Source organism: Agromyces sp. GQ35 (genome assembly GCF_059758475.1).
Genome location: NZ_JCAXEO010000001.1, coordinates 2523282 through 2541945, shown reverse-complemented (window position 1 = coordinate 2541945; position 18664 = coordinate 2523282). Strand labels below are relative to the sequence as shown.

16 protein-coding genes and 1 tRNA gene are annotated in these 18664 nt (G+C 70.2%); 10 read left to right on the top strand and 7 right to left on the bottom strand.

Features of this window, described 5'->3' with window-relative positions; all coding sequences use genetic code 11:
• Window positions 1-3 precede the first annotated feature (3 nt).
• The 5 genes from ilvD to AC6CH0_RS11745 all read right to left on the bottom strand — a co-directional run bounded on the left by ilvD (window position 4) and on the right by AC6CH0_RS11745 (window position 9522).
• Window positions 4-1698, bottom strand: a complete 1695-nt coding sequence (gene ilvD, locus AC6CH0_RS11765; RefSeq protein ID WP_498100914.1) for a dihydroxy-acid dehydratase — start codon at window positions 1696-1698, stop codon at window positions 4-6.
• A 9-nt stretch (window positions 1699-1707) separates the two neighbouring features.
• On the bottom strand, window positions 1708-3960 hold the full coding sequence (locus tag AC6CH0_RS11760; protein ID WP_498100912.1) for a bifunctional alpha,alpha-trehalose-phosphate synthase (UDP-forming)/trehalose-phosphatase: 2253 nt from the start codon (window positions 3958-3960) through the stop codon (window positions 1708-1710).
• A 104-nt stretch (window positions 3961-4064) separates the two neighbouring features.
• Window positions 4065-6032 (bottom strand): YhgE/Pip family protein, encoded by a 1968-nt coding sequence (locus AC6CH0_RS11755; RefSeq protein ID WP_498100910.1) that lies wholly within the window; start codon window positions 6030-6032, stop codon window positions 4065-4067.
• Window positions 6029-8914, bottom strand: coding sequence for an MMPL family transporter (locus tag AC6CH0_RS11750; protein WP_498100908.1), 2886 nt, complete (start codon window positions 8912-8914; stop codon window positions 6029-6031). Before AC6CH0_RS11750 ends, AC6CH0_RS11755 begins: the two co-directional genes overlap by 4 nt.
• Window positions 8915-8925: 11 nt before the next feature.
• Window positions 8926-9522: a TetR/AcrR family transcriptional regulator gene (locus AC6CH0_RS11745; protein ID WP_498100906.1), complete on the bottom strand. Its 597-nt coding sequence runs from the start codon at window positions 9520-9522 to the stop codon at window positions 8926-8928.
• A 97-nt stretch (window positions 9523-9619) separates the two neighbouring features.
• On the opposite strand from AC6CH0_RS11745, the gene AC6CH0_RS11740 reads away from it, so the two are divergent.
• From AC6CH0_RS11740 to AC6CH0_RS11710, 7 genes are all read left to right on the top strand, one after another.
• Window positions 9620-9808, top strand: coding sequence for a hypothetical protein (locus AC6CH0_RS11740; RefSeq protein ID WP_498100904.1), 189 nt, complete (start codon window positions 9620-9622; stop codon window positions 9806-9808).
• Window positions 9809-9910: 102 nt separating this feature from the next.
• Complete coding sequence (locus AC6CH0_RS11735) at window positions 9911-10375, top strand: hypothetical protein (protein ID WP_498100902.1); 465 nt, start codon at window positions 9911-9913, stop codon at window positions 10373-10375.
• Between the two features lie 154 nt (window positions 10376-10529).
• Window positions 10530-11234 (top strand): biotin transporter BioY, encoded by a 705-nt coding sequence (locus tag AC6CH0_RS11730; RefSeq protein ID WP_498100900.1) that lies wholly within the window; start codon window positions 10530-10532, stop codon window positions 11232-11234.
• Window positions 11231-12457, top strand: a complete 1227-nt coding sequence (locus AC6CH0_RS11725; protein WP_498100898.1) for an AMP-binding enzyme — start codon at window positions 11231-11233, stop codon at window positions 12455-12457. Before AC6CH0_RS11730 ends, AC6CH0_RS11725 begins: the two co-directional genes overlap by 4 nt.
• Window positions 12454-13635 (top strand): thiolase family protein, encoded by a 1182-nt coding sequence (locus tag AC6CH0_RS11720; RefSeq protein WP_498100896.1) that lies wholly within the window; start codon window positions 12454-12456, stop codon window positions 13633-13635. The genes AC6CH0_RS11725 and AC6CH0_RS11720 overlap by 4 nt, the downstream gene beginning before the upstream one ends.
• Window positions 13632-14321 carry an energy-coupling factor ABC transporter ATP-binding protein gene (locus tag AC6CH0_RS11715; protein WP_498100894.1) on the top strand — a complete coding sequence of 230 codons (690 nt, stop codon included), beginning with the start codon at window positions 13632-13634 and terminating at the stop codon, window positions 14319-14321. The genes AC6CH0_RS11720 and AC6CH0_RS11715 overlap by 4 nt, the downstream gene beginning before the upstream one ends.
• Window positions 14318-14911, top strand: a complete 594-nt coding sequence (locus AC6CH0_RS11710; RefSeq protein WP_498100892.1) for an energy-coupling factor transporter transmembrane component T family protein — start codon at window positions 14318-14320, stop codon at window positions 14909-14911. The genes AC6CH0_RS11715 and AC6CH0_RS11710 overlap by 4 nt, the downstream gene beginning before the upstream one ends.
• 60 nt (window positions 14912-14971) lie before the next feature.
• On the opposite strand, the gene AC6CH0_RS11705 is transcribed toward AC6CH0_RS11710, so the two are convergent.
• Window positions 14972-15044: transfer RNA gene (locus tag AC6CH0_RS11705), tRNA-Lys, on the bottom strand.
• A 150-nt stretch (window positions 15045-15194) separates the two neighbouring features.
• Between AC6CH0_RS11705 and AC6CH0_RS11700 the strand changes: the two genes are divergently transcribed.
• The 3 genes from AC6CH0_RS11700 to AC6CH0_RS11690 all read left to right on the top strand — a co-directional run bounded on the left by AC6CH0_RS11700 (window position 15195) and on the right by AC6CH0_RS11690 (window position 17623).
• Entirely contained in the window at window positions 15195-16049 is an 855-nt protein-coding gene (locus AC6CH0_RS11700; RefSeq protein ID WP_498100890.1) for an inositol monophosphatase family protein, read from the top strand.
• 2 nt (window positions 16050-16051) lie between these two features.
• The gene (locus tag AC6CH0_RS11695; RefSeq protein WP_498100888.1) at window positions 16052-16975 is read left to right on the top strand and encodes an LLM class F420-dependent oxidoreductase; all 924 of its coding nucleotides are present in this window, start codon (window positions 16052-16054) and stop codon (window positions 16973-16975) included.
• Between the two features lie 123 nt (window positions 16976-17098).
• The gene (locus tag AC6CH0_RS11690) at window positions 17099-17623 is read left to right on the top strand and encodes a septum formation family protein (protein ID WP_498100886.1); all 525 of its coding nucleotides are present in this window, start codon (window positions 17099-17101) and stop codon (window positions 17621-17623) included.
• 55 nt (window positions 17624-17678) lie between these two features.
• Here AC6CH0_RS11690 and AC6CH0_RS11685 read toward each other — a convergent pair whose 3' ends face one another.
• Complete coding sequence (locus AC6CH0_RS11685; RefSeq protein ID WP_498100884.1) at window positions 17679-18602, bottom strand: DMT family transporter; 924 nt, start codon at window positions 18600-18602, stop codon at window positions 17679-17681.
• Between the last annotated feature and the right edge of the window lie 62 nt (window positions 18603-18664).

Genomic DNA, 18664 nt, shown 5'->3' with positions numbered 1-18664 from the left:
CACTCAGCCCGTCGTGGCGCCTTCAGCGGCGGAACGCACGAGCTTCGAGTATTTCGCGAGGACGCCACGGGTATAGCGCGGAGGAAGCGGAGCCCAGCCTTCACGGCGGGCAGCCAGCTCGGCATCGTCGACCAGTAGGTCGATGGAACGAGCTGCGATATCGACCCGTATGAGATCACCATCGCGCACGAAGGCGATGGGACCTGCGTCCACCGCTTCGGGTGCCAGATGGCCGATGCAGAGGCCGGTTGTGCCGCCTGAGAATCGACCGTCCGTCAAGAGTAGTACATCTTTTCCGAGGCCGGCGCCCTTGATGGCCGCCGTGATGGCGAGCATCTCGCGCATGCCGGGACCGCCCTTGGGCCCTTCATATCGGATGACGACGACGTCGCCGTGCTTGATCTCTCCGGCGGTGAGGGCGTCCATGGCCGCCCGCTCGCGCTCGAAGACGCGGGCAGGGCCCTCGAATGTCGCGGCGTCGAAGCCCGCGGTCTTCACCACAGCACCCTCGGGGGCGAGCGATCCGTGCAGGATCGTGAGCCCCCCGGTCTCGTGGATCGGGTTGTCGAGGGTGCGCAGCACCTCGCCGTCGAGCGGGGCGATGTCCATCTCGGCGAGGTTCTCAGCGAGGGTCTTGCCGGTGACCGTGAGTGCGTCGCCGTGCATGAGGCCCGCGTCGAGCAGGGCCTTCATGAGCACGGGAAGACCGCCGCGGCGGTCGACATCGTTCATGACGTACTTGCCGAACGGCTTCAGGTCGCCGACGTGCGGCACCTTCGAGCCGATGCGATTGAAGTCGTCGAGCGTGAGGTCGACTTCGGCCTCGTGCGCGATCGCGAGCAGGTGCAGCACGATGTTCGTCGAGCCACCGAGGGCCATGCCCACGGCGATGGCGTTCTCGAACGCCTTCTTCGTGAGGATCTGGCGCGCAGTGATGCCGTGCTTCAACAGGTTCACGACGGCTTCGCCAGAGCGGTGTGCGTAGTAGTCGCGACGGCGGTCGGCGGATGCCGGTGAGGCCGAGCCCGGCAGCGAGAGCCCGAGCGCCTCGGCGACCGAGGCCATCGTGTTCGCGGTGTACATGCCGCCGCAGGCACCCTCGCCCGGGGCGAACGCGCATTCGATGCGTTTCGCATCGGCCTCGCTCATCGTGCCGGCCTTGACCGCGCCGACCGCTTCGAACGAATCGATGATGGTGATGTCTTTCTCGGTGCCGTCGGAGAGGCGCACCCAGCCCGGCGCGATGGAGCCGGCATAGAGGAAGACCGAGGCGAGGTCGAGTCGCGCCGCGGCCATGAGCATGCCGGGGATCGACTTGTCGCAGCCGGCGAGCAGCACCGAACCGTCGAGTCGCTCGGCCTGCATGACGACCTCGACCGAGTCGGCGATGACCTCGCGCGACACGAGGGAGAAGTGCATGCCCTCGTGTCCCATCGAGATGCCGTCGGAGACCGAGACGGTGCCGAACTGCAACGGATACCCGCCGCCGCCGTGCACGCCCTCTTTCGCGGCCTGCGCGAGGCGGGCGAGCGACAGGTTGCAGGGGGTGATCTCGTTCCAGGACGAGGCGATGCCGATCTGCGGCTTGTCCCAATCCGCATCGCCCATGCCCACGGCGCGGAGCATGCCCCGGCTGGTCATGGCTTCGATGCCGTCGGTGACGGTACGGCTACGCGGTTTGGGATCGAACTCCGACATGCATCGAGTCTATGGCCAGCGCGCAGGGCCTCCGCGCGTCGCATCACGCGCATCGGCGAGCCGCTCGAGCAGGTCGGCGACGTCGTCGGGGCTGCGCACACGGTGCGTCGCGAGCGATCGGCCCTGGCCGACCTTCACCCCCATGTCGTCGCTCTCGAGGGAGGCGAAGGCGTCTTCATCGGTGACGTCGTCGCCGACGTACACGACGGCGCTCGCGCCCGAATGCTGCCTGAGCCTCGTGAGCGCCTCGCCCTTGTCACTCGGCCGAACCGAGAATTCGAGCACGCCCTTGCCGCTGCGCACGGTGAGCTCGGGGATCTCGGCGTCCACACGCGCGCGCGCGGCGCGCTGCAGTTCGACCGCGGTGGCGGAGGCCACCTTGCGGGTGTGCAGGGCGAGCCCCGCGGGCTTCCACTCCACCCACGCCCCTTCAGCGCCGGAGGCGACCTCGTCGAGGATGCGGGTGAGGTGTTCGAGCGCCGCGAGCTCGGCGTCCCGCAGGTCGATCGTCACTCCCCCGGTGTCGAGCTGCAGCTCGACGCCGTGCGAACCGCTGAGCAATGCGCCTTGCGGCGGATCGGCGACCTCGCGAAGGCTTGCCAGAGCACGGCCGGAGACGATCGCGACCCGGGTGTCGTCGAGCGCGCCCAGCCGTTCGATGGCCGTGCGGGCACGGTTGGTCGCGCGTGCGTCTTCGGGCCGGTCGACGAGCGGCGCGAGGGTGCCGTCGAAGTCGAGCGCCACGAGCAGACGGTCGGTGTTCGCGATGCGCCCGATTGCGGCATCGAGCCCCTCGGGGACACCCGACGCGATGATGCCGGCGCCGGTCAAAGTCTTCAGGAACGTCGCCGACCACTTCGCCACGTCGTTCTCGCGCACGCGCTTGCGCAGGGCGCGCATGCGGCGGGCGCGCTCCTTGCGCGGCATCCGTGCCGCCTCGACCATCGCGTCTTTCAGCCCCTCGATGTCGTGCGGATTCACGAGGATCGCCTGCCTGAGCTCGTCGGATGCCCCGGTGAACTCGCTCAGCACGAGCACGCCGTCGTCATCGAAGCTGCAGGCGACGAACTCCTTCGCGACGAGGTTCATTCCGTCGCGGAGCGCCGTGACGAGCATGACGTCGGCCGCGAGGTACAGGGCGACCATCTCTTCACGTGGATACCCGTGGTGCAGGTAGGCGATCGCCTGGTGACCGAGCGTCGAGTTGTCGCCGTTCAAGCGGCCGACCATCAGCTCGATCTCGTCGCGCAACTGGCGGTACGTCTCGACGCGTTCTCGCGACGGACTCGCGACCTGCACGAGCGTCACGTCTTCGACCGAGAGCCGGCCGTCGTGCAACAGCTCCCCGTACGCCTTCAGCCGGTGCCGGATGCCCTTCGTGTAGTCGAGTCGGTCGACGCCGAGCATGATCGTCTCGGGATTGCCGAGGCTCTCGCGGATCTCGTGCGCGCGAGCCTGCACCTCGGGCCGGCGCGCCAGCTCCTCGAAGCCGGCCGCGTCGATCGAGATGGGGAAGGCCCGGGCGACGACGTGGCGCACGCCGCCGTCGCCGTCGGGTCCGGGCACGTCGATGACGCTGCCGCGCGTGGAGTAGCCGAAGAGGCGTCGCACGGCTCGCGTGAAGTTGCCGGCGTCGGCGGTGCGCTGGAAACCGATGACATCGGCGCCGAGCAATCCGTCGATGACCTGGCGTCGCCATGGCAGTTGCGAATAGATGCCGTAGGCCGGGAACGGGATGTGGTTGAAGAACCCGATCACGAGGTCGGGGCGGCTCTCACGGAGCATCCGCGGCACCAGCTGCAACTGGTAGTCCTGCACCCAGACGACGGCGCCGTCGGATGCCGCGCGCGCAGCCGCCTCGGCGAACCGCCGATTGACCCGCACGTAGGCGTCCCACCACTCGCGGTGGAACGACGGCGGAGCGATGACGTCGTGGTAGAGCGGCCAGAGGGTGTCGTTCGAGAAACCCTCGTAGTAGTCCTCGAGCTCTGATTCCGACAGCGGCACCGGCACGATGTTGATGCCGTCGTGCTCGAACGGGTCGAACTCGCGGTCGGCCACGCCCGCCCAGCCGATCCAGGCGCCGTCGGCGGCACGCATCACGGGTTCCAGCGCGGTGACGAGACCGCCTGGCGAGCTCTTCCACCGGGTCTCGCCGTCGGGGCCGCGCTCGTAGTCGACCGGCAATCGGTTCGAGACGACGATCATGTCGTAGGCGGCATCGACGAAGAGCTCGTCGCGTTTCGGTTCAGGGGCGTGCATATCGGCGGAAGTCCCTCCTGGCGCTTTCCTCAGGCTAACAGCCGACGGCGGCGCGCCCTGCCGACGGGCACGGGCGCGCGCACCGACGGCACGCCCGTTCGCGCTCAGCCGAGCGCTGCCGCCGCGAACCCGATCGAGCGGATGCCTCGGCGTCTACCGATCACGATGCCGGTGCCGAAGACGCCCACGAGGCCGAAGACCACGAGCACGCCGGCCGCCATCGCCACAGCGCCACCCGAGGCGCCGGCGACGATGAGCTGCATGCCCTGCACCGCCCACGTCAGCGGCAGCAGGGGGCTGATCGCCTGGAACGGACCGCTCAGTACTTCGATCGGGTACAACCCGCCCGTGGCTGTCAGTTGCAGGGCGACGAGCACGAGCGAGACGAGCAGGCCGGCTCGGCCGAGCCACACGGTGAGGAAGGCGTGCAGCGCGGTGAACACGAGGGCGAGGAGCGCGGCGAATGCGAGGGTCTGCGGCAGCAGAGTCCAGGCGACGCCCATCGCGCCGTGCAGGAGCAACACCACGGCGACCGCCTGGGCGAGCGCGAGCAGGCCGGCACGAGCGAGCGTGCGCGAGACGAGTCCGCCCGTCGATGCCGTGCTGCGCAGGGCCTCCCGCCCGAACGGGCGGAAGACGAGGAAGAGCGCCAGCGCACCGAGCCACAGCCCGACCGGCACGAACAGCATGCCGATCACTTCACCGACTCCGCCGATCTCGTGATCGCGGCTGGCGTCGACCGTGACCGGCTCGGCGACCACGTCGGCGGTCGCCGCCCCATCGATATCGCTGAAGGCCTTCGCGCTCTCCGCGCCCGAGGTGAGCCCGCTCGCGAGCGAGCCGGCACCGCCGGCGAGTTCGGTCGCGCCGGTCGCGGCATCCGTGGCACCGCTGGCCAGCTGGCCGAGGCCGATGGCGAGCTCGTCGACGCCGGTGGCGAGGCCGCTCGCGCCGTCGCGCAGTGCGGCCGACCCGCCCGAGAGCTGGGCCGCACCGGCCGCCGACTGCGCAATGCCGCCCTGGACTCCGGCGAGTGCCGTCGAGGCCGAACCGGCGAGCGCAGAGCCCTGCGACCCGAGCTCGGTGAGACCGCCGCCGATGCCCACGACTCCCGCACGCATCGCGCAGAGTGCAGCGAGCTGTTCATCCGCGGGCTCCGGGTCGCAGCTCGCTCCGCCGAGATTCGAATCGATCAGCGCGATCAATCCGGGCTGCAGCGCCGCGTAGTTGCTGTTCAATTCGGCGACTCCCCCGGTGTATCGGGTGATGCCGGTCGACAGCTCACCCAGGCCGGCCGCGCCGGCGTTCAGCTGACCCAGCCCACCGGCGAGCCCGTCGACACCGGTCGTGTACTGGTGCACGCCGTCCGCGTACTGCGACGCACCGCTCGCCGCTTCCGTCGCACCTGACGCCGCCGAGGCGACGCCGTTCGAGAGCGTGCCGAGGCCGCCCGCGAGCGAGCCGGCACCGGTCGAGAGCTGCGTCGCACCCTCGGCTGCCTCGCCGAGCGAATCGCCCATCGTCGCGAGACTCGTATAGAAGCCCTCGAGGTACTGCGCGGTCAGTTCACGACCGAAGGTCGCCGACATCGCATCGCCGACCGACTGCGCGATCGACCCCGCGAGATACCCGTGCGCGTCATCGGTGCGGATGTCGAGGTTCGCCTTGGTCGGCGTCTCGCCCGAGAGCGAGGTCACCGACTCCGAGAAGTCGGCGGGAATCGTCAGGACCGCATAGGCGTCGCCCGAGGCGAGCAGTTCCGTGGCCTCCTCGTCGTTGGAGATCTTCCACTGGAAGCCCGCCATGGCGGGGTCGGTCAATTCGGTGACGAGCTGGCGCCCGGCGAGCACGGGCTGATCGGTGCCGTCGGGCAGGGTCATCGTGACCATCTCGTCGTTGTTCACGACGACCGCCGGGATCTGCTCGAGGTTGTCGCCGGCGCCGCCGAGTGCGCCGGAGACGAGCCCGGAGACGGCGAGCGGCACGGCGATCACCGCCGCCACCAGCACTCCGTATCGCACCCGGCGTTGCGCCGGGGTCGAGCCGAAGAGTCGGGAGAGTCGGGTGCTCATCGCAGGGCCTCCTGGGTGTGCGAGACGGGTTCGAGGGTACGGATGCCGCGTGCGGCGAGTTCGGGCGACGTCTCGGGCGGCACGGCCGAACGGCCGCACCCGACGATGACCGTCACTTGAGCGGGCACGAGCACCGCGAGCGCACGCCAGAGGTCACCACTGGCCGAACCGGGGTCGTCGTCGAGGTCGATGACGACGGCCTTCGGACGTTCGGCGAGTGCAGCGGCGACCGCCACGAGCGTGCGTGCCTCGACGCCGAGCCCGGCGAGCGGCGTCTCGCTGGTGAAGCGGGGGCCGTCGGGGCCGTGTCCGGTCGCGTCGGCCGCGCGGGCGGCCCAGCTGTGCACGAGCGAGCTCGACGGGGCGAGCCGGTACCACGGGCGTGTGGCGTCGAGCCGTCCGGCGATGAGCTCGCCGACCGTGCCGCCCGGCGCGGCATCCGTTGCGACCTCGGCGATCGCCACGCCCCGCATGACCCGGCCGGCGCCGGATGGAAGCGGCGAACCGAGCACGGCGAGTCGCCCGTCGACCGGGTCGAGACGACCGGCCAGGGTTGCGGCGACGACGCGGCGGTCGACCGTCTCGCCCCGCACAGCGAGCACGCCGCCGACCGGCACCTCGACCGTGAGCGGACCGATGGGCCGCTCGGGCAGACCGAACACCGCTGCATCGGCGTTCACCGCGGCGGGCCTCGAGGCCGCCCACGCCTCCTGATCGAGGTGGGCGCGCAGCCCCTCGCCCTCGATGTCGACGTTCGGCAACAGCTTGGCGAGCCACTTCGGCAGCCACCACGCGGCTTTGCCTGCGAGCGCCATCGCAGCGGGCACGAGCGTCATGCGCACGAGGAACGCGTCGAAGGCGACGCCCACCGCGAGCGCGAAGGCGATGCCCTTGATCACGCCCGAACCCTCGGGTACGAAGGCGAAGAAGACGAAGAACATGATGAGCGCGGCCGCGGTGACGACGCGGGCGGCGTGCTGGAAACCGTGCACGACGGCCTTCCGCGGCTCGCCGGTCTTCACGAACTCCTCGCGCATGCCGGAGACGAGGAACACCTCGTAGTCCATCGCGAGGCCGAACAGCACCGCCATGAGCAGAATCGGCAGGAAGCTCAGGATCGGACCGGGCTCGACGTGCAGGAGGTCGGCGAACCAGCCCCACTGGAAGATCGCGACGGTCACGCCGATCGCGCCGAACGCCGACAGCAGGAACCCGAGTGCGGCCTTGACCGGAACGAACACCGAGCGGAACACCATGAGCAGGAGCACGATCGACAGGCCGACGACGATCAGGGCGAACGGGATGAGGGCGTCGGCGAGCCGGTTCGAGATGTCGATCGCCACGGCCGTGTACCCGGTCACCGCGATCGGCGTGCCGAGGTCGGCGGTGATCGAGGGCTCGAGCTCACGGATGCTCTCGACGAGCACCTTGGTCTCAAGTGCATCCGGTGCGCTCTCGGGAATCACCTGGATGATCGCCGTGTCGGCGGTCTCGTTCGGCAGGCCCGCGCCGACGAACGCGACGTCGTCGAGTTGCCCGATGCGATCGCCGATCGCGTCGAGGTCGTCGAAGATGTCGGTGGTCTGCGTGATGTCGACCGTGATGATGAGCGGGCCGTTGTAGCCCGGGCCGAAGCCGTTCTCGATCATCTCGTACGCCTCGCGTTGGCTGGACCCTTCGGTGCCCGACCCGTTCGGCAGGTTCAGGTCGAGGCTCGCGGCCGGCACCGCGGCCGTGCCGAGCAGCCCGATCACGAGCGCCACGAACACGACCGGGGCCTTCAGCACGAGGTCGACCCAGCGACGGCCCATGGTGTGCCTGCCGCTGTCGTCGTCGGCGTTCGCCCGGCGATGCGCACGGCTGCCGGGTTTCGGGATCAGACGGCGGCCGAAGACGCCGAGCAGGGCCGGCAGGAGCGTGACGGCACCGGCCACGGCGATCAGCACCGCGAAGGCCGCGCCGACGCCCATGACGCTGAGGAACGGGATGCCGACGACGAGCAGGCCGAGCAGCGCGATGATCACGGTGAGGCCGGCGAAGACGACGGCGCCGCCCGCGGTGGCGACGGCTTCGGCAGCCGATTCCTCCGGGTCCTGGCCGCGGGCCAGCTGGGTTCGATGACGGGAGAGGATGAAGAGTGCGTAGTCGATGCCGACCGCGAGCCCGATCATCACCGCGAGCATCGGCGCGGTCGACGACACCGTCGTGAACGCCGCCACGATCGAGATGCCACCGAACGCCGCGCCGACACCGACGAGCGCCGTGAGCAACGGCATTCCCGCCGAGAGCAGCGAGCCGAAGGTGATGATGAGCACCACGGCTGCGAAGAGCACGCCGAACACCTCGGTGACCGTCAGCCCGAAGCTCGTCTCCTGGAAGACGTCGCCGCCGAAGGCGACCGTCAGTCCGGCATCACGGCCCGCCTCGCCGGTCGCGATGACGGCCTCGAGGGAGTCCGGATCGACGTCCGTGACGGTGCCGTCGAACTGCAGCTGGATGTACGCGGTGCGGCCGTCGGCCGAGACCTGGTCGCCCGCGTACTCGTCGAACGGCCCCAGCACGCTCGCAATGCCGTCGACCTGTTCGAGGTCGGTCTCCATGGCCGCGATCGCGTCGCGGGACGACTGGGATTCGACGGAGGAGCCGTCGGGCGCCTCGACGACGGCCTTCGCCGATGCGCCTGCGGTCTGGGGGAACACCGCGGCGAGCTGGTCGATCGCGGTCTGCGATTCGGTACCGGGGATCGCGAACGAGTCCTGGAGTTGGCCGCCGAGGCCGAGTCCGGCGCCGAGCAGCGCTCCGAGCGCGAGCACCCAGGCGACGATCACGTACCAGGCGCGACGGAAGGCGAAACGGCCGATGCGGTGGAGGAGGAGTGCCATGGTCGGGCCTCTCAGTTCGGGAGGCCGTCGGCCGTCAGGAGCAGTTCGGAGAGCACGGTGATGAGTGCGTCGCGCACGTCTTCGTCAGCGACCTGCTGGTCGCCGTCGAGGAATGTCGCGCCGGCCACGAGCGTGTACGTCGCGCCGGCGAGGGCGACGCCGAACCGCATCTGCTCGGCGATCGTGGCGTGTTCCTCGCAGATCGAGTCGGCGAGGCCGCGGATGGCCGTGTTCGCGCGTTCGATCACCGGCAGGCCCCGCAACGATTGGCCCTGGTTGACGAAGGTGTGCACCGCCAGCCGGTTGCCGAGCAGGAAGTCGACGAAGCGCTCGATGAAGACCGCGCGTGCGGCCCGACTGCGCCCGCCGGCGACGAAGTCGCTCAACAGGTTCTCGAGCAGGTCGATGCCGGGGCCGATCGCCGCCTCGAGCAGTGCCTCCTTCGAGGCGTAGTGGTAGAGCACGCTCGACTTCGAATAGCCGGCGTGGTCGGCGATGTGCTGCAGCGAGGTCGCGGCGAAGCCGACGGTCGCGAACTGCTCGAGTGCGACCTCGCGCAGCTCGTCACTGGCGCGCACGCGGGCCGGCAGGGAAGCATCGGTGGGCATGACTCCACGCTAGTTGACCGATCGGTCAGCTTCTGCACGATCGGTCAGATTCACGGATGTCTCACAGCACGACGAAACCAGACGGTAGCGTTGCGGCATGCGCAAGTACCTCTTCAGCGGAGCCGTGATCAGTGCCGTCATCAGCGGCATCGCCGTCGCGAAGGCGACGGCGACCGGCCCGCGCGACTGGAGACTGGCGCTCATGTGGGTGTCGTGGGCCGCAAGCCTCGCGATCGCGATCGGCACCGTCTCCGAGGAGACGAAGCACGCCGAGCTCGGCGAATAACCCGGCCGCGCGAGCCTTGCGCGGCGTGTCACGCGCGATCCTCGCCGCCGTGCCCGAAACTGGGACGAACGACCCGAAACGACCTCACGAGAGGGGCCACCGATGTTCCGCCGCTGGCGCCGTGCACGGCTTGCCGCCCAGGCCTCCGCTCATGCTGCCGCCCCGACTCCTCGTCCGTCTGCGGCCGACCTCAGGGGCGAGCACATCTTCGATCTGCTGAACACGAGGCTGTCCGAGTTCATCGGCCCCGGGGGCGGCTGGTCGCTCGTGCGCAAGTCCGACGGCGACACCGACCGAATCTTCCACGCGATGCTCACGCACCAGATCGCCGCCGAGCTCACGCGCGCAATCCTCGACGAACGCGATTCCGTCGCCGTGGTCGTGCCGGCGGGCGAAGAAACACTCGCCCTCGGCTGGGAGCCCGCTCCCCTCATCGTCTGGGCCGAACCCGTCGAGATGACCGCTGCCGTCGAACAGCCGCCGGCCGAGACCGCCGTCGACGTCGAGGCCTCGGAGTTGCCGACCATCGGTGCAGCCACCGCGCTCGAGGCCGCACGCGCCGCCTGATCCCGCTCTTCGAGGCGCCTTGAACGGCGGGTTCGTGCACGGCGATCCAAAATCGCACGGTGATTCTTGTACGGCCGCATCGAGAAGCCGCTCTGCTGCTGCTCGTAGCGTGATTCCCGGGCTACCGCCCGCACGCCACGACGAGGGGAACCCGATGAGCTCCGCCCACAGCACCACGCCGAGCAGCGCCCAGCCGAACTCGACGGCGCCGTCTTCGCAGCGGCCTCGCAGCACTGCACGCGATCTCGCGCAGATCGCCGTCTTCGCGGCGCTGATCGCCGCCCTCGGCCTTCCGGGTGCTCTCTCCATCGGCGGCGCAGCAGTGCCCATCACCTTCCAGACCCTCGGCGTGATGCTCGCGGGCGCCATCCTCGGCGCGCGCAAGGGCTTCCTCGCCGTCCTCCTGCTCCTTGCACTCGTCGCCGTCGGACTGCCGCTGCTCTCGGGCGGCAGGGGCGGCCTCAGCGTCTTCGTCGGCCCTTCGGTCGGCTATCTGCTCGGTTGGCTGCTCGGCGCCGCCGTGATCGGCTGGGCGACCGCTCGCCTGCTTCCGCGCTACCCGATCGCGCCCGCGCTCGCCTGGACCGCACTCGGCGGCATCGTCGCGATCTACCTCATCGGCGTCCCCCTGTTCGCCGTGATCACCGGCACGCCGTTCGGCGCCGCGCTGATCGCGTCGACCGTCTTCCTCCCGGGCGACATCGTCAAGGTCGTCGCGACGGTGCTCGTCGCGAAGGGCGTGCACCGGGCCTGGCCTGGCCTGATCGAGCCGCGTCGGTGGCCGTGGGCGAGCCGGTCAGCCGCCGGGTCTTCCAGCGCAGTGACCCGCGACGCCGCCCAATCGAGCACGACCGCGTGAGCGACTGGCTGCGGGGACCGCGCAACGCACTCGCGCTCACGTTCGGCGGCGACGCCGTGCGGTTCGGCGAGCTCGCAGACGCGGTCGCCTCGGCCCCCCTTCCCGCTGGCGACACGCTCGTCGCCTGTCCGGTCGGCACCGCCCCCGTCACGCTCATCACGCGCGTGCTCGCCTGCCTCGAACGCGGCGTGCCCGTGCTCGTCGGCGGTGACGCCCGCGATGCCGAGCGCATCTCGGCGGCGCTCCCCGTCGGCACCGAACTCGCGGTGCTCACCTCCGGCTCATCGGACCCTGCCGGCACGCCTCGGGCGGTCGCCCGAACGAACGCCTCCTGGCTCGACTCGGCAGAGCCGCTGGCCGAGCTCGCCGGGCTTCGGGCCGATGATCGAGTCGCGGTCACCGGCCCGCTGCACGTCTCGATGCACCTGTACGCGGCGCTGCACGCACTCCGGCTCGGCGCCGCAGTCGGTGACGAGCTGCGCGGGGCGAGCGTCGTCCACGCGACACCCACGCGACTCGCCCGCATGATCGAGGGCCCGGTGCTCCCGCCCGCGGCGATCGTCGCCGGAGGGGTGATGAGCGACCGCCTTCGCACCCAGGCGATGCACCGCGGCATCCGAGTGACCGAGTACTACGGCGCCGCCGAACTCTCCTTCGTCGCTGCCGGGCCCGGCGGGTCGCTCACGCCGTTCCCCGGGGTCGAGGTCGAGCTTCGCCCGACCGCCATGGGCCAGGAAGTGTGGGCCCGCTCCCCTTATCTCGCCCTCGGGGTCGTGGGCGGCGGAATGCTCCGTCGCGACGACCGTGGCTTCGCCTCCGTGGGCGACCTCGCCGAACCCCGCGAGGGCGACACCTTCCGCGTCGTCGGACGCGGCGACGCCGCCATCACGACCGCCGGCGCGACAGTGCTGGCAGAGCACATCGAAGCCCGTCTCGTCGAGCTGCCGGGCGTCGCGGCAGCCGCGGTGGTCGGCGAGCCGCACGAACTGCTCGGCGAACGCGTCGTCGCGGTCGTCGAGCTCGACGGCTCGACGGATGTCGCCGCAGTCGTCGCGGCCGCCCGCGCAACCCTGTCCGCCGCCGAGCTGCCCCGTCGCTGGTTCGTGCGCCCCATTCCCACCACGGCGGCGGGCAAGCCCGCTCGCGGGATGCTCGGTGCCGAACTCGCGGCCGGCACCCTCGGCGTGGAGTCTCCTGCCGCCACTGACCGGGGCGTTGCATGACGACCGAATCGAACTCCCGTTCCGCCCCCGTCATCGTCGCCGCCCGTCGGAGCGCGATCGGCACCGCCGGACGCGGTTTCGCGACCCACACCGTCGACGCGCTCGCCGCCCCGGTGATCGCTGAAGTCGCGCGTGCGGTGGCTGCGAGCGGACTCGCGATCGACGATGTCGTACTCGGCAACTGCATGGGCCCCGGCGGCGACGTCGCGCGCGTCTCCGCTCTGCGAGCGGGCCTCGGCGCCTCGGTGCCCGGAGTCACCGTCGATCGGCAGTGCGGCTCGGGGCTCGACGCCGTTGTGCAGGCTGCATCCCGAATCAGGGCGGGCGACGCTGAGCTCGTCATCGCTGGCGGCGCGGAATCCGCCTCGACGGCGCCGCACCGGCTCTGGGCGCACTCCGGCGAGCGGTACTCGCGTGCCCCCTTCGCACCGGCCGGCTTCCCCGATCCCGACATGGGCCCGGCTGCCGACCGTCTCGCCGCGATCCGCGGCATCTCCCGCGACCGGCAGGATGCCTGGGCGGCCCGATCGCACGCGCTCGCCGCTGCAGCGCAAGCGAACGGCGTCTTCGATGGCGAGATCGTCGAAATCGACGGCGTGACGCTCGACGATCGACCCCGCGCTTCGATGAGTGCGACCCGTCTCACGAGGTTCGCCCCCGCTTTCTCGACGCCGGATGACGTACTGCCCGAAGGGGCGGCGGGTGAATTCGGCACCGTCACGGCCGGAAACTCGTGCGGCTTCTCCGACGGCGCGGCAGCCATGGCAGTGACGACGGAGCGCGTGGCGCGCGAACTCGGACTGCCATCGCTCAGGGTGCGTGCAGCAGCTGTCGCCGGCGGCGATCCCGGGCTGCCCGGTCTCGGTGCAGCGCCGGCAGCTCGTCTCGCACTCGCCCGAGCCGGCATCGCCCCCGCCGCACTCGGCTTCATCGAGATCACCGAGGCGTTCGCCGCCCAGCTCCTCGCGGTGAGCGACGAGCTGGGCCTCGACGAGGCAGTGATCTCCTCCGACGGCGGCGCCATCGCGCTCGGGCATCCCTGGGGCGCCTCGGGAGCGGTGCTGCTCGTACGGCTCGCCGCCCGCATGCTCGCGTCCGATGACGCACGGCCCGGCCTCGCCGCGTGCTCGATCGGTGGCGGACAGGGCATCGCCATGATCGTGGAGCGGGCAGCATGACCGAGATCGTGTTCGACCATGTCAGCCACGACTTCGGGTCGGAACGCGTCGTCGACGACGTCTCGCTCGTCTTGCGCGAACATCGCATCGGCATCGTCGGCGCGAACGGTTCGGGCAAGTCGACGATCGCCCGCATGGTCAACGGCCTCGTCACGCCGACCTCGGGTCGGGTCTCGGTCGGCGGTCTCGACCTCGCCCGCCACGCCCGCGAGGTGCGCCGCACGGTCGGCTTCGTGTTCACCAACGCCGACAATCAGATCGTCATGCCGACGGTGCGCGAAGACGTCGCGTTCACTCTGCGCAGGCACAAGCTCGACCGAGCGGATGCCGCGGCGCGCGTCGACGCCGCGCTCGAGCGTTTCGGGCTGACCGAGCTCGCCGACCGCCCCGCACATCGACTCTCCGGCGGCCAGAAGCAATTGCTCGCCCTCGCCGCCGTGCTGGTCGCGGAACCATCGGTCATCGTGGCCGACGAACCGACGACGCTGCTCGACGCGCGCAATGCCAGGCTCGTGAGCGAGCATTTCGCCGAGCTCCCCCAGCAGCTCATCGTCGTCAGCCATCACCTCGAGCTGCTCGAGGAGTTCGATCGGGTCGTCGTGATGGAAGCCGGACGGATCATCGCCGATGACCGGCCCGGCCCGGCCCTCGACGCGTATCGCACGCTCATCGGGATTCCCCGATGATCGGAGTCTTCCATCCCGGCAGGTCGCTCCTGCATCGAACGCCGGCACTCGTGAAACTCGGCGTTCTCGCCGTGCTCGTCACGGTCATCGCGGTGCAGGGTTCGCTCGCATCGCTCGCCCTGCCGGCGGGATTCGTCGTCGTGCTGTTCCTCGTCGCGTGGATACCATTCCCGCTCGTCTGGCACCAGATCGTTCCGATCCTCTGGCTGCTCGCCTTCGCCGTGCCGATACAGGTCGTGTTCGGCGGCTGGGAAGCCGCGGCGACCATGGCGGTACGACTCGTGCTCGCCGTCGCCCTCGCCGCGCTCTACACGCTGACGACGCCGGTCTCGGCCACCCTCGACGCGATGCAGACGCTCCTCCGACCGTTCCGTCGGTGGATCGACGCCGACCGTGTCGGGCTCATGCTCGCCCTCACGATCCGCTGCGTGCCATTGCTCGCGGAGATCGTCCGCGAGGTGCTCGAAGCCAGGAAGGCCCGCGGCGTCGAGGGATCGATCGTGGCGCTCGCCGTGCCCGTGATCGTTCGAGCGCTGCAGACCGCCGAGCACCTCGGGGATGCGTTGACCGCACGCGGCTTCGACGACTGACCGACGCCGAGCCCGACATGAAAAAGCCCCGAACCCGGCGAGAGGTTCGAGGCTTGATCGTGCACCCCCTGGGACTTGAACCCAGAACCCACTGATTAAGAGTCAGTTGCTCTGCCGATTGAGCTAGAGGTGCGTGCTTTCGCATGTTTCGGCTTGGGTTTTCGACAACCCGAACCGAGGAACCACGTTATCAGGAGAACCCACCGTTGCACCAATCGAGGCGCGATTCGGCGCGTCGTCCATCGTCGTCACGCGCCACGGCGCCCGCGATAGCCTGAACGACGTGACCGCCGACCCCCAGCAGACCCTCGACGCCGACCTCGCACTCGCCCTCGAGCTGGCCGACCTGGCCGATGCCGTTTCGATCGCTCGGTTCCGCGCGATCGATCTCGACGTGCAGACCAAGCCCGATCGATCCCCCGTGACCGAGGCCGATCTCGCCGTCGAACGCGCGATCCGCGAGCACATCACGGCCGCTCGCCCCGACGACGGCATCCTGGGCGAGGAGTTCGGCGTCGACGGCGATTCCGCCCGCCAATGGGTCATCGACCCGATCGACGGCACGGCGAACTTCCTGCGCGGAGTTCCCGTCTGGGGCACGCTCATCGCCCTGACCGTCGACGGCGTGCCGGTGGTCGGCGTGGCATCCTCTCCCGCACTGGGCCGCCGCTGGTGGGCCGCGACGGGTCTCGGGGCCTGGACCACGACGTCGGCCGCCGAAGCCGGCGCGAGCGAGGCGATCACCGAGGTCTCAGCGGGATCCGTCCCGGGCGCTCGCCGCCTGCACGTCTCGGGCGTCGAGTCGCTCGCCGACGCGTCGCTCAGCTTCCAGAGCCTCGCCCAGTGGCGCGATGCCGGTGCACTCGATCGCCTTCTGGCGCTTTCCGAGCGCGTCTGGCGCGATCGCGCCTACGGCGACCTCTGGTCGTACATGCTGCTCGCCGAGGGGCTCATCGACATCACCGGCGAGTTCGACGTGAAGCCCTATGACCTCGCGGCCCTCATCCCGATCGTCGAAGAGGCGGGCGGCCGCTTCACCTCGATCTCGGGTGAGCCCGGCCAGTCGCACGGCAGCGCCCTCGCGACGAACGGGCTCCTGCACGACCAGGTGCTCGCTGCGCTCGGCGAGCAGGCCTGACCGTGGAACTCTGCATCTTCACCGAGCCGCAGCAGGGCGCGAGCTACGACGACCAGCTCGCGCAGGCGATCGCCACGGAGCGGCTCGGCTTCGACGGATGGTTCCGCTCCGACCACTTCCTGGCGATGGGCGCCGGCGACCCGCTCCCCGGGCCGACGGATGCCTGGGTCACGCTCGCCGGACTCGCGCGCGAGACCCGGCGCATCCGGCTCGGCACGCTCGTCTCCTCTGCGACGTTCCGGCACCCGTCGCTGCTGGCGATCCAGGTCGCCCAGGTCGACGCCATGTCGGGCGGGCGCATCGAGCTCGGCCTCGGCACCGGCTGGTTCGCCGAAGAACACGAGGCGTACGGCATCCCGTTCCCGGCGAAGCGCTTCGGACTGCTCGAGGAGCAGCTCGAGATCATCACCGGCCTGTGGTCGACGCCGATCGGCGAACACTTCGACTTCGACGGCGAGCACTACCGTCTGGCGCAGTCACCGGCGCTGCCTAAGCCGGCGCAGTCGCCCGTGCCCGTCATCGTCGGCGGCGCGGGACCACGGCGCACCCCGGCCATCGCCGCCCGTTTCGCGACCGAGTTCAACATCGGGTTCCGCAACGAGCAGGTGATCGCCGACACGTTCGCCGGCGTGCGCAGCGCCTGCGAGCAGATCGGTCGCGACCCGGCGACGATGCGCACCAGTGTGGCGCTGCCGACCGTCGTCGCGAACACCGATGCCGCGTACCGGCGACGCCTCGACGCGATCGGCGCCGATCCCGACGGGTTCGCGGCGGTCAACATCGCGGGCTCTCCCGCCGAAGCGGTCGACAAGCTCCTCCGACTGCGGGAACTCGGCGCGGATCGTGTCTACCTGCAGCTCGTCGATCTGCGCGACCTCGAGCACCTCGAACTCGTCGCCGCGGAAGTGCTGCCTCACCTGCGCTGAAAGCACGCGCGGCGAGTCACCCACTCCCGCTATGCTGACACCGAATCATCCGGATGAGGCGGGGGCGCCGGTCTGCTGTGGCCCTCTCGTGAACATCGATCCCCGAACCGAGAGGCTCCCCCCGTGAACTCTGCCACGCGCCGCACGCTGACGCGCGCACTCGTCGCCCTCGCCGCTGTCGCGGTGGCGATTCCGCTTTCCGGATGCAGCATGATCCGCGACATCGTGGGCGGCCCGGCCCCCCAGCCCGAGCGTGACGACACGACGCAGGAGATCGTCGAGGAGGGTGACGCCGACGTCTTCGCCCTCATGGTCGGCGACTGCATGAACGAGGTGTCCGAAGAGCTCGTCTCCGAGGTGCCCGTCGTTCCCTGCGACCAGCCGCACGACGAAGAGGTGTTCTTCGACTTCACCATCGAGGGCGAGGAGTACCCCGGTGACGACGTCATCCAGACGCAGTCCGACGAGGGGTGCCTCGCCCAGTTCGACGCCTTCGTCGGCCTCGCATACGACTCGTCGACCCTCGACTTCTACGCGTACCGGCCCTCGCAGGAGAGCTGGGAGAGCCTCGACGACCGTGTGGTCTCGTGCGTGATCTACGACCCGGCCGGCCAGGTCACGGGCACCCTCGCGGGCGTCGCGCGCTGATCGACTGAGCAGCGGATGCCGCGTGGCGCGCCTCGGGCGCACCACGCGGCATTTCTCATGCCCGCTGCGGCCGTCGGCGACTCCAGGCCACCCCGGCGAGGCAGAGTGCACCGCCGATCATGCCGAGCACGGTGGGCAGCTCGCCGAGCAGCAGCCACGACAACACGACCACGATCGCCGGAACGGCGAGCGTCGCCGAAGCAGTGGCACCTGCGGGGCTGCGCTTCAGCACGTACGCCCAGAGCAGGAAGGCGACCGCCGTCGGGAACACGCCGAGATACACCACCCCCAGCACGGCCGGCATCGGCGCAGCGCTGAGCTCGACGACCGTCTGCGGAAGGAACGGCAGCAGTGCCACGGCGCCGACGACGCAGCCGATCCACGTCGCACTCAGTGCGTCGGCTTCGCGCAGCGCGACCTTCTGCACGAGCACCCCGGAGGCGTAGAGCGCAGCGGCGAGGATGCCGAGCACGATGCCGATCGGTTCGCTGTGCGCGCCGATGCCGCCGGTCGCGATGATCACCACGCCGGTGAAGGCGATGCCCATGCCCACCATGAGTGGCCTCGGAAATCCCTCCTTCAGCAGCGCACCGGCAGCGAGCGCCACCAGGAGCGGCGCGATGTTCACGAGCATTGCGACCGTGCCCGCATCGAGGTGGCGTTCGGCGATGTTGAGCACGAGCGTGTAGCCGGCGAACCAGAGCACGCCGTAGATCGCGATGAGCGCGAGCGCACGCGGCCGGGGCAGCGGCGGGCGGCGCCAGACGGCGATGGCCACGAGCACGGTGGCGCCGACGAGCTGCCGGCCGAGCGCGAGCGGGCCCGGCGAGATGGCGTCGCCGACCGCTCGGATCGCGATGAACGCCGACGCCCAGAGCACCAGCACGATGACCATCGCGGTGAGCACCTTCCAGCCGATGGCTGCGGGGGGCGCGGTCGACGGCACGGCGCTCGACGGGGCGGTTGCAGGGAGGTTCATTGGTTCAGCCTGACGCCACATTCACCTCAGTACAAGTGAACATTTCTACCGCATCATTCAGT

What these genes read in the sequence shown, in the direction of transcription:
- ilvD (WP_498100914.1), bottom strand. Translation starts at nt 1,698, where the DNA reads ATGTCGGAGTTCGATCCCAAACCGCGTAGCCGTACCGTCACCGACGGC.
- AC6CH0_RS11760 (WP_498100912.1), bottom strand. Translation starts at nt 3,960, where the DNA reads ATGCACGCCCCTGAACCGAAACGCGACGAGCTCTTCGTCGATGCCGCC.
- AC6CH0_RS11750 (WP_498100908.1), bottom strand. Translation starts at nt 8,914, where the DNA reads ATGGCACTCCTCCTCCACCGCATCGGCCGTTTCGCCTTCCGTCGCGCC.
- AC6CH0_RS11740 (WP_498100904.1), top strand. Translation starts at nt 9,620, where the DNA reads ATGCGCAAGTACCTCTTCAGCGGAGCCGTGATCAGTGCCGTCATCAGC.
- AC6CH0_RS11710 (WP_498100892.1), top strand. Translation starts at nt 14,318, where the DNA reads ATGATCGGAGTCTTCCATCCCGGCAGGTCGCTCCTGCATCGAACGCCG.
- AC6CH0_RS11745 (WP_498100906.1), bottom strand. Translation starts at nt 9,522, where the DNA reads ATGCCCACCGATGCTTCCCTGCCGGCCCGCGTGCGCGCCAGTGACGAG.
- AC6CH0_RS11755 (WP_498100910.1), bottom strand. Translation starts at nt 6,032, where the DNA reads ATGAGCACCCGACTCTCCCGACTCTTCGGCTCGACCCCGGCGCAACGC.
- AC6CH0_RS11730 (WP_498100900.1), top strand. Translation starts at nt 10,530, where the DNA reads ATGAGCTCCGCCCACAGCACCACGCCGAGCAGCGCCCAGCCGAACTCG.
- AC6CH0_RS11715 (WP_498100894.1), top strand. Translation starts at nt 13,632, where the DNA reads ATGACCGAGATCGTGTTCGACCATGTCAGCCACGACTTCGGGTCGGAA.
- AC6CH0_RS11735 (WP_498100902.1), top strand. Translation starts at nt 9,911, where the DNA reads ATGTTCCGCCGCTGGCGCCGTGCACGGCTTGCCGCCCAGGCCTCCGCT.
- AC6CH0_RS11720 (WP_498100896.1), top strand. Translation starts at nt 12,454, where the DNA reads ATGACGACCGAATCGAACTCCCGTTCCGCCCCCGTCATCGTCGCCGCC.
- AC6CH0_RS11685 (WP_498100884.1), bottom strand. Translation starts at nt 18,602, where the DNA reads ATGAACCTCCCTGCAACCGCCCCGTCGAGCGCCGTGCCGTCGACCGCG.